Source organism: Streptomyces olindensis (genome assembly GCF_040645895.1).
In the GTDB taxonomy this organism is placed as follows: domain Bacteria; phylum Actinomycetota; class Actinomycetes; order Streptomycetales; family Streptomycetaceae; genus Streptomyces; species Streptomyces olindensis.
In genome coordinates, this window is record NZ_JBEYZD010000099.1 from 17,678 (window position 1) to 27,851 (window position 10,174).

General features: G+C 73.6%; 7 protein-coding genes and 1 tRNA gene. 5 read left to right on the forward strand and 3 right to left on the reverse strand.

Translation table 11 applies throughout. From position 1 onward, the window contains the following. Window positions 1-104: 104 nt before the first annotated feature. Together ABZ948_RS37525 and ABZ948_RS37530 are read left to right on the forward strand one after the other, a co-directional pair. Window positions 105-3,431 (forward strand): CHAT domain-containing protein, encoded by a 3,327-nt coding sequence (locus ABZ948_RS37525; protein ID WP_359767381.1) that lies wholly within the window; start codon window positions 105-107, stop codon window positions 3,429-3,431. A 65-nt stretch (window positions 3,432-3,496) separates the two neighbouring features. Continuing rightward, a complete protein-coding gene (locus ABZ948_RS37530) occupies window positions 3,497-4,576 on the forward strand; it encodes a tetratricopeptide repeat protein (RefSeq protein WP_359767383.1) in 1,080 nt (359 codons plus the stop codon). A gap of 71 nt (window positions 4,577-4,647) precedes the next feature. Here the strand turns inward: ABZ948_RS37530 and ABZ948_RS37535 are convergent. Beyond that, a tRNA-Ala gene (locus tag ABZ948_RS37535) sits at window positions 4,648-4,720 on the reverse strand. Between the two features lie 182 nt (window positions 4,721-4,902). Between ABZ948_RS37535 and ABZ948_RS37540 the strand changes: the two genes are divergently transcribed. Together ABZ948_RS37540 and ABZ948_RS37545 are read left to right on the forward strand one after the other, a co-directional pair. Then, window positions 4,903-5,451 carry a helix-turn-helix domain-containing protein gene (locus ABZ948_RS37540; protein WP_030244913.1) on the forward strand — a complete coding sequence of 183 codons (549 nt, stop codon included), beginning with the start codon at window positions 4,903-4,905 and terminating at the stop codon, window positions 5,449-5,451. Window positions 5,452-5,681: 230 nt separating this feature from the next. Next, window positions 5,682-7,586, forward strand: coding sequence for a protein kinase domain-containing protein (locus ABZ948_RS37545; RefSeq protein WP_359767385.1), 1,905 nt, complete (start codon window positions 5,682-5,684; stop codon window positions 7,584-7,586). Window positions 7,587-7,619: 33 nt separating this feature from the next. Here ABZ948_RS37545 and ABZ948_RS37550 read toward each other — a convergent pair whose 3' ends face one another. Both ABZ948_RS37550 and ABZ948_RS37555 read right to left on the reverse strand, forming a co-directional pair. After that, window positions 7,620-8,927: a hypothetical protein gene (locus ABZ948_RS37550; protein WP_359767387.1), complete on the reverse strand. Its 1,308-nt coding sequence runs from the start codon at window positions 8,925-8,927 to the stop codon at window positions 7,620-7,622. Window positions 8,928-9,160: 233 nt separating this feature from the next. Then, entirely contained in the window at window positions 9,161-9,289 is a 129-nt protein-coding gene (locus tag ABZ948_RS37555) for a DLW-39 family protein (protein WP_003999697.1), read from the reverse strand. Between the two features lie 337 nt (window positions 9,290-9,626). Here ABZ948_RS37555 and ABZ948_RS37560 point away from each other — a divergent pair, with 337 nt between their 5' ends. Continuing rightward, complete coding sequence (locus ABZ948_RS37560) at window positions 9,627-10,004, forward strand: DUF6344 domain-containing protein (protein ID WP_359767389.1); 378 nt, start codon at window positions 9,627-9,629, stop codon at window positions 10,002-10,004. Window positions 10,005-10,174: the final 170 nt, after the last annotated feature.

Consider the following 10,174-nt stretch of genomic DNA (forward strand, 5'->3'; position numbering starts at 1 on the left):
CGTCAACTACCGTGCGTCCCGCGTCGGTTACGCACGAGGATAATGAACCTGACCGGCCGGGTGCGCGGAACCCCCGGGCCGCCGGTACTTCCACGGGGACAGACGTGAGCGATGCGGCACGGCGGGGCGGGATCCTCCTCGCGCACTACCTGGAGCACGGCGAGCGCTCCGCGCTGGACCGTGCCGTCGGTCTGCTCCGGCAGGGCCTGGGCGAGACGCCCCGGGGCGGTCCGGAGAACACCGCCTGCCGGACCAATCTCCTGGCCGCTCTGACTCTGCGCTGGTCGGCGACCGGTGACCCGCGCGATCTCGGCGGCCTCCTCGTACTGGGCCGCACCACCGCGGCCGGGTCGCCCACCGCGCAGGACCTCGCCGTGCTCGGGCAGGCGCTGATGGACAGCCACGAGCGGACCGGCACACCGGGGGAACTCGACGAGGCCATCGAGGTGTTCTGCCGTGCCGCGGCCCTGCCGGATGCGGGCGATCAACTCATGTCCGTACTGAACACCCGGGCTCTGGCGCTGCTCGACCGTTTCCGCCTGGCGGGCCGCCTGTCCGACCTGGCCACCGCGGAGACCGATCTGCGGCGGGCGCTGACCCTGCCGGACGGTGACCCCGGTTTCCGGCCCCGTGTGGTGGCCAACCTCGCCGAGGTCCGGTTCCGCCGGTACCGGGCCGGTGACGAGCCGGCCGCCCTGACGGAAGCCGTGGATCTGCACCGCGCGGCGGTCGCGGGTCTCCCGGCCGGCGCTCCTGAGCGGCCCGCGATGCTGCGCGGTCTGGGCGAGTGCCTGGCTGCCGCCGCGGACGCGCGGGTGCCGCGGGCGGCGGTCGAGGGCATCCTCGTCTGCCGGCAGGGGCTGGATCTCGCCCCGGCCGGGCACCCCGAGCACGGGGGGCTCCTGAGCTGCCTCGGGGTGCTGCTGCGGATGGCGGTCGAGCGCGGTGAACTCGGTGTCGACGCGCTGGCCGAGGCCACGGACACCCTGCGGATGGCCTTGGACAGCACACCGCCCGCTCACCCGGACCGGCCCCAACGGCTGATGCGGCTGGGCGACGTCCTGCACCGGCACTCGCTCCTGGCGGGCGAGCCGGGCCTGCTGGACGAGGCGATCGAGTTGCTGCGCCAGGCCGTCGCCGGGTTCGCCGGCCGCCCGTCGGAGCAGGAACACCACGACGGGGCGCGCATCAATCTGGCCCTGGCCCTGCACCGACGCCATCTGGCCACGGGGGATCTGGCCTCGCTCCGCGAATCCGCCGTCCTCATCCGGGAGCTGCGGGGTGCGGGCGGCCCACTTGCTCGTGACAGCACCGCCTTGAGGAACGCGAGCGGGATCTTGCAGAGCCTGGCCGCGGACGATCCCCAGGCCGGTGACACCGCCCGCGAGGCCGCGGAGACGGCCCGCGCCGCGCTGCGCCGCGCTCCGGACGGAGCTGTGGTACGAGCGGACCGGCTCGACATCTTGGCCAATGCCCTCATGGTCCGGGCGCGCTCCGACGACCTGGGCGAGCAGGCGGACAGCGACCTCGCCGAAGCGGTCACCCTGCTCGAAGAGGCCGTGAGCCTGCTGCCGCCCGACTCCCCCGACTTCGCCGGCACGCTGCAGAGCCTGGGCGCAGCCTGGCTCCACAAGGCGGAACTCACCGGGGAACGAGCGGCCGCCGAGCAGGCGATCACCGCACTCGGCCGGGCGGTGATCGCCGGTGAGCGGTGGCCAGGCCGACGGGCGCTCCACGAAGCCCAGCACGCCGACGCGCTGTGTCTGCTGTACGACTGGGACGGCGACCCGGGCGTCCTGCGTGCGGCCGTGCGCGGGTACCGCCGGGCCGCTCTCACCGTCGAGGCACCTGCCCTTGAGCGTGCGGCCACCGCCCGCGCCTGGGGTGACGCGGCCGTGGAGTGCGAGGGAGCGACCGCCGCCCTGGAGGCCTACCGGCTCGCCGTCGAGTTGCTGCCGCGGGTCGCCCCGCGCCATCTCGCCCGCGCCGATCAGCAGCGGACACTGGCCCGGCTGAGCGGCCTGGCCGCCCGCGCCGCCGCCTGCGCTGTCGACGCCGGTGACGTGCGGCTGGCGGTGCGACTCCTGGAACAGGGGCGTGGCACGCTCCTCGGCCACCTCCTGGAGGCCCGCGGCGAGATGACGGAACTGCGCGCGGCCCACCCCGCGGCCGCCGCCCGCCTCGCCACCCTGCGCGACCGCCTGGACGAGGTGTCCCTCGGTCCCCACGCAACCGTCGGCACCTCCGATGAACGCCATGCGCTCGGCGCGCGCTGGGAGGAGGAGCTGAGGAGCGTGCGCCGGCTGCCCGGGTTCGCGGACTTCCTGGCGCTGCCGTCGCTCGACGAGCTGATGACCTGCGCCGACCAGGGACCCGTCGTTCTGCTGTACGGCGGACCACGGCGTGGTGACGCCTTGGTCCTCACGGGCCCCGGCGGCCCCGTGCGGCACCTCGCGCTGCCCGCGCTCGGCGAAGCGGCCGTGGCACGGCAGGCGGCACGGTTCCGGGACGCCCTCGCCGCCTCTCGCGTGCCCGGCGAGGAGCGGGACGCGCAGAGCGTCCTGCACGAAGTGCTGGCCTGGCTCTGGGACAGCGCGGTCGGCCCGGTGCTCGACGCGCTCGCCCCGCCCTCGGGCCCGCTCCAGCGCTTGTGGTGGTCACCTGGCGGAGCGCTGTCCGCCCTGCCGCTGCACGCGGCCGGCCACCGCGGCGACCCGGAGCGCACGGCCCTGGACCGCGTCGTCTCCTCGTACATCCCGACCCTGCGGGCCCTGCGCCACGCCCGCGCTCGGGAGCGACGCCCGGTGGCTGCGGCGGGCTCGTTGCTGACCGTCGTGCAGAGCGAGGCGGCCGGCGACCGGCACCCGCTGCCCGGAGCGGAGCGCGAGGCGGAGGCGCTCCACGCGCTGCTGCCGACACGACGCCTGGCGGGTCCCGAGGCCACCTTCGACGCCGTGTACGCGGCGCTGCCCCGCCATCCGTACGCCCACTTCGCCTGCCACGGCGTCAGCGACCCGGCCGATCCGTCGGCCGGCCGACTGCTCCTGCACGACCACGCCGAACAACCCCTGACCGTGCGCCACATCTCGCGTCTCGACCTGTCGGAGGCGCGGCTGGCGGTGCTGTCGGCGTGTGAGACCTCCCGCACGGCCGGCCCGCTGGCGGACGAGGCGATCCACATCACCTCGGCCTTCCAGGTGGCGGGCTACCCGCATGTCGTCGGCACGCTGTGGCCGGTGCACGACGTGGTGGCGCGGCGGGTGGCCAAGGAGTTCTACAGCGGGTTGAGGGCCGGGCCCCGGATGCCGGGCGCTCCCGCACTGGACACCGGACGCGCGGCCGTGGCGCTGCACCACGCGGTGCGCGCATGTCGCGCACGCTACGAGGAAAGCCCGAGCCTGTGGGCGGCGCATGTCCACGCAGGCGCCTGACCGGCTCGCTTGTGCGCACCGTACCCGCCGTGTCACTCTGCGTGTCAGGAGCGGCGGGGGGATCCATGAAACTGAAGAACCTGTTCCGGCGGGGCGGCGGCGAACCGGCCCCGCGGCAGACCATCGAGATCCGGCTGGCGCCCGAGCAGTTGCTGCCCCTGATGCTCAACGAGCGCATCGAGCGGCTCGGCCCTTCCCACCCCGAGACCGTGGAGGTGGGACACCGACTGGCCGTCGTCCTCGCGCGCAAGCCGGAACACCGCGCCCAGGCGCTCGATCTCTTCCGGCAGGTGACGAGCACCAAGGCCGACACCCTCGGCGAGACCCACCCCGAGACGCTGGCCGTCATGGCGGAGTGCGCGGCCCTGCTGCACGTCGACGGGCAGCCCGCGACGGCCGAGGAGACGTGGCGGTACGTCTTCGAGACCCGCAGGCGGGACCTCGGCCCGGCGCACCCCGACACCCTGTCCGCCGCCTGCGGCCTCGCCCAGGCGCTGAGCACACTGCGCCGCGGCCCGGAAGCGGCGGCCCTGTGGCGGCATGTCGTCGACCACCGCACACGCAAGCCCGGCGAGGATCACCCGGACACCCGGACCGCCCTGCACAATCTCGCGGTGTCCCTGCTCGAGATGGCACAGCCGGCGGAGGCCGAGACCATCTTCCGTCGTCTGCTGCGCACCAGTGGACCGCGCGAGGACGACGAGCACCCCCTGGTCGACGTCCGGGCAAACCTGGCGACTTCCCTCTATCTCCAGGGCAAGCGGGAAGGGGCCGAGGCCGAGTTCCGAGCCGTCCTGGCCGAACAGGAGCGCCGCTCGGGTCCGGACAATCCGCACACGCTCAGCACTCGACACAACTTGGCCAAGGTGCTGAACGACCTAGGCCGCGTCGAAGAGGCGGAGTCGTTGCTGCGTACCCTCCTGGCCGGCTGCGCCCGGGCTCTGGGCGAGGAGCACCTGGACACCCACCGCACCCGGGAGAACCTGGCCTCCGTCCTCCTCGCCCGGGGCGACGGCCGCGAGCAGGAGGCCGTGCGTCTGCTCCGGCGCTGCCTGAACGGCTACCGCACGCAGCTCGGCGAGAACCACCCCCTGACCCGCGCCGCGGGCGAGAGGCTGACGGCGCTGGCCGACCACCACGCCTGACCGCCCCCGGCGGCACGCGCAAAAATGCCCTCCGCACCGCGTTTCCGCAGTTCGGAGGGCATTTCCGAGGGTGGAGCCTAGGGGAGTCGAACCCCTGACATCTGCCATGCAAAGACAGCGCTCTACCAACTGAGCTAAGGCCCCGGAAGAGGACGTCCGACCGGAAGAAAACGCGTACCGGCGAGCGTCGGAGACCAGAGTACCGGGTCACCCCCGTGGTTCCGCAAAAAGATTGGGGGTCCCCGTCGCCGACCACTCTCCGTAAGATGCTCGGCGTGGTTCGCTACCGCGAACCGCCGTACATGGGGAAGCGATGGGGAGACGCAATGGACGCCGCACAGCAGGAAGCGACCGCAAGAGCGCGGGAACTGCAGCGGAACTGGTACGGGGAGCCGTTGGGGGCGCTCTTCCGTAGGCTCATCGACGATCTTGGTCTCAACCAGGCTCGTCTCGCGGGGGTTCTGGGACTGTCCGCGCCGATGCTGTCGCAGCTGATGAGCGGTCAGCGGGCGAAGATCGGCAACCCGGCCGTGGTGCAGCGGGTGCAGTTGCTGCAGGACCTGGCGGGGCAGGTCGCGGACGGCAGCGTGAGCGCCGCCGAGGCCACCGAGCGCATGGAGGAGATCAAGAAGTCACAGGGGGGCTCCGTGCTCAGCAACACCACGCAGACGACGAGCAGTTCGGGGGCGCCCACGGTCAAACGCGTCGTCCGCGAGATCCAGTCGCTGCTGCGCTCGGTCGCGGCGGCGGGCGACATCATCGAGGCCGCGGACACCCTCGCCCCGAGCCACCCGGAACTGGCAGAGTTCCTCCGGGTGTACGGAGCGGGCCGCACCTCGGACGCGGTCGCGCACTACCAGTCCCACCAGAGCTGATCCCGCCGCCCGGCGCCGAAGGGGGTTCGGCAGCGGGCACGAGGTGAGTTACGGGGGTCGCGTCGCGGTACGGACGGGCACGTGGGGGCGTGTGCCGTACGGGGGACCGGTCGACGCCAGGGGGATGTGTATCGCTCATCGGGGGAGTCGTTCCGCCCGGCGGGGAGTCGTACCACCCGTCGAGGGGGAAGCAAGGGGGGAAACCGCAGGGGGAGGAGCGACGTACAGCCATGGGTGAGGTCTTCGCCGGCCGGTACGAACTGGTCGACCCGATCGGACGCGGAGGGGTCGGCGCCGTCTGGCGCGCCTGGGACCACCGCCGCCGCCGCTATGTCGCCGCCAAGGTCCTGCTCCAGAGCGACGCGCACTCGCTGCTGCGCTTCGTCCGCGAACAGGCCCTGCGGATCGACCACCCCCATGTGCTCGCCCCCACCAGCTGGGCCGCCGACGACGACAAGGTCCTGTTCACCATGGACCTGGTGGCCGGCGGTTCGCTGGTCCATCTCGTCGGGGACTACGGCCCCCTGCCGCCGGCCTTCGTCTGCACCCTGCTCGACCAGCTGCTGTCCGGGCTGGCCGCGGTGCACGCGGAGGGCGTCGTGCACCGTGACGTGAAACCCGCGAACGTGCTGCTGGAGGCCACGGGCACGGGCCGGCCACGGCTGCGGCTGTCCGACTTCGGCATCGCGATGCGGCTGGGGGAGCCCCGGCTGACGGAGACCAACCTCGTGGTGGGGACGCCCGGTTACCTGGCGCCCGAGCAGATGATGGGTGCCGAGCCGGACTTCCCGGCCGACCTGTTCGCCGTGGGGCTGGTCGCGCTGTACCTGCTGGAGGGCGCCAAGCCGGACAGCAAGGCACTGATCCAGTACTTCGCCGAGCACGGGACGCCCGGTGCGCCCAAGGGCATCCCGGAGCCGCTGTGGCAGGTGGTGGCCACGCTCCTCCAGCCGGACCCGCAGGCACGGTTCCGTACGGCCACGGGGGCGCGCAAGGCCCTCGCCGCAGCGGCGGAGCTCCTCCCGGAGCCTGGCCCGGACGACGAGCTGATCGAGATCTTCGACCAACTCGGGCCACTGCCCACCGGGTTCGCGCCGGAGGGACCGCTGGTGAGAGCGCGGGGGCTGGGACCGGGAGAAGATCCGCAGGGACGGACGTCGGGCACGGAACGGCCCGATCCGGCGGCGGAGGCGTTGCGGTCCGGCCCGGCGGCGGGACCGTCGCGATCCGGCCCAGTGGCGGGACCGTCGCGGCCCAGCCCGGCGGCGCAAGCTTCGCCGTCCGGCCCGGCGGCAGACGCGGAGTGGTCCGGCCCGGCGGCAGACGCGGAGTGGTCCGGCCCGGCGCCAAGCGCGGAGTGGTCCGGTTCGCCGTCGGGGGCTTCGCCGTCCGGCCCGACGGCAGGTGCGGCGCACTCGGGCCCGACGGGAGGCGCAGTGCAGTCCGGCCCGGCGGCAGACGCGGTGCACTCCGGCCCGTGGGCCGACGAGCAGCGGCCCCGGCAGGACGCCCCGGCTCCGGCAGGCGCGCACCCCTGGCAGCGCGCCGACGCCGACGGCACGAGCGACACCCCGGGCACCGGGGCCGCCACCCCAGGGGCAGAGGCCGCCACCCCTGCCGCGGGGGCCGTACATCCCCATCCCCGTCAGGACAGCGACCCGTCAGCGGCCCCGTCCGTCCCGTCGGCCCCCGCCCAGCCGTCCTCCATGTCGGACACCGGCAGCTTCCACCTGCCGCCTCCGCAAGCCCCGGTCACCCCGTCTCCCTCCCTCTCCCCCTCCCCCGCCCAGCAGCATCACGCCCACCTCCAGGCCCAGCACCAGGCCCCCGTCTCCCCCTACGACCCGACGTACCCGCAGTCCGTGTCCCAGCCTCTTCCGCCGCCCTACGCCGTCCCGCAGGGCTACCACGCAGGCCGGCCCCTGCCTCCGGCGGAACAGGAGCGCGCCGACGCCTCCACCGCCTCGTACACCGCACAGTCCCCGCAGACCGCACCCCCGCCCCGGACGGCCACGCGGCACCGCGCGGAACGGCCGCGCCGCCGCCCCGGCCCGCCGGCCAAGGTGGCCGTGCCGCTGCTGCTGCTCGCCCTGGCCTGCTACGCGGTGGGCTTCTGGGCACTCAGCCGCATCTGAGCGGACGCGGTCGCCGAACCCCGGGCGCCCGCCCTACGCGACGCCCCGCCGTCGGGCCACCAGGGTCCACACGCCGAGCCCCACGAGCAGCGCGCTCCCGGTGCCGATCCCGCCCACGGCGACCGCCCGCATCGCGGTGTCGTCGCCCGCGGCCACGCCTTCCGCCGCCGCCTCCCGGTCCTCGTCCGAGACCTCGAAGACGCCCTCCGGTGCGGACTCCCCCGCGTACGCGGGCCCGGCCTGGGCCGCCCCGCTCAGCCGGACCCGCAGGGTCATCGGGAACGGCCCGTCGCCGAAGCTCTCGGCGACGCTCTCCGAAAGGTGGGCGACGAGGTAGTAGGAGCCGGCGAAGCGCACGGCGCCGACCTGGCGGATGACGGCGTAACGGTTGGCGTGGTCGACCGGCGGCAGGGGCGGCAGGCTGCCCGACTTCTGGTCACCGTCGTAGCCGACGCCGATGTCGGCGACGGGGCCGCGTGCGGGGTTGTAGAGGGCCAGGTCCAGCGCGTCGGCTGTGAAGCCGGTGCCCGCGGAGTCCGAACTGCCGAGGTCGGCGGTGACGTGGAGCTGCCGGCCCCAGTCGACCGGCACCTCGTAGAAGAGCGTCTGGCCGGGCCGGATGTCGTCGCGCCAGACGCCCTGGTCCAGGGGGGTCGCCGTGGCGAACCCGGCCCCGCCGCGGCGGGTTTCTGCCTGCCCCTGGAGCGGCTGGGGCGAGGCGGAGTCCCACACCTCGGGAGCGCTCGTCGCCCCGGTCTTCGCGGTCGGCGGCTCCGTCATGGCGACGAGTTCCAGGTCCCAGGCGTCCGGCGAGGAGCCCTCGCCGTCCGGGTCGGCACGCTCGACGGACACGTAGTACGTGCCGGCCTTCCGGCACAGGGTCTTGGCGGGCGACCTCTCGCGCATGCCCCACGCCGCGATCGGGTGCGGACTGCGGGCGGCGCCGAAGCTCGCGGTGTCGGCGGAGCAGGAGATGCCCTCGGCGTCCTGCACGGACACCTTGATCCCGTCGATGACGGAGACGGTGCTGCCGGGGGAGGGGACGGCGGTGACGGAGACGTACGCGTTCGACTCGGCGTCGAGTTGGAGGCTGTAGTTGACCTTGCCGCTGCTCGGGAGGGAGCTCTTGTAGGACGTGCCGGGCTTCAGGAGCGGGGCGTCCGCGGTGCTGCGGGCTCCCTCGATGCTCTGGGCACCGTCGGCGAAGGCGTACGGGCTCGGCGTCAGCGCCGTGGCGGCGGCCAGGGCGGCCTGGGCCGGTGCCAGGGCGACCGTTGTTCCCAGCAGCGCCGTCACCACGCCCAAGCGCACGCCCAGGCGCACGGCCAAGCGCACGGCCACCGGCGGACGCCCGCGCCACGCGCCCCCGCGCCCCCACGCCGTACGACACCGTCCCCTCACGCGCCACCCCTCACCGTCGACCACGGAAACCTGGCGTCCGCAGAAACCTGGCGCCCGCGAAACCCTGCACCGCGGCCCATCCTGCCCCGCCGACGCGGACCACGGCTGTCCCTTGACACACAAAACCCCGACCGCGGGGCGGCCGGGGTGTGCTCGGTATGGGATGTCGTGACTCAGGAACCCGTGGGCACGGAGTCAGTCGCCTCCGTCCACAGATCCTGCTCGGCGCGATCCGCCTGGATCTGGCGGTACACGAGGAGCCCGCCGATGGCGGCCAGTGCGACCAGGAGAAGCTTCTTCACCGCGCGACCTCGTCTTTCCTTGACGTAGGGGACCTCTGGCGCCCGACTATACACACCGACCGATACCGATCGGTGACCTGAGTCGGCCCCCAACTCCCGTCCGGGAAACCCGGATAGAAGCGGAGTTCGCCGCTCCGATCGGAGGGTGACCACACGCCGACGGACGGTCACTTCGACCGATCTCATCCCCTCTTCTCACCTTTTCCGCCCGCTTGCGCCCATACGGGTGGTGTTCATCTGAACATCGCCGCGCCACGGGCGTCGGTCCACCACTTCTCGACCCCCATACACATCATGAGGAAAGTACGCAAATCGCCCAACCCGAAAGTGAGGGGCCATGGCCCGGAACAAGGTCATGAAGCTGTGGACCGCCATCGTCACCGCCTTCCTCGCCCTCTGCACGGCGCTCGGATTCATCACCACGACCGCCGCCACGGCGGTACCGCAGGCCGAGCAGAAGCGCAACGGCAACGCGAAGGGCAACGGCATCAGCGTCCCGCAGCAGCGGACGGCGCCGGCGACGCTCCCCTGGTCCCACGCCAGGGCCCTGCCCCCCACGATGAAGCAGCGCATCCGCGCCGAGGCCCACGGCAAGTCCCCCCGCTGCCGCCACCGCCCGCTCACGGACACGGCGACGCCGTCGAGCGCCACCTGCACCGAGGACGACGCCGACACCGACGCCGAGGCTGACCACCTCACGCCCCTCCAGCGCTGAACGCCCGGTCCCTGGTACGTCCTGGCGATCTTGCGTACACCCCACGGCACACCAGAGACCCGCGAAGGCCCCGACCGTCATCGGTCACGGCTCCAGGGCCACCGGGTCGACCAGGGCGAGCCGCCGGTAGCGGGCGCCGTGCAGCAGGTGGGCGCGCAGTGCCACGCACC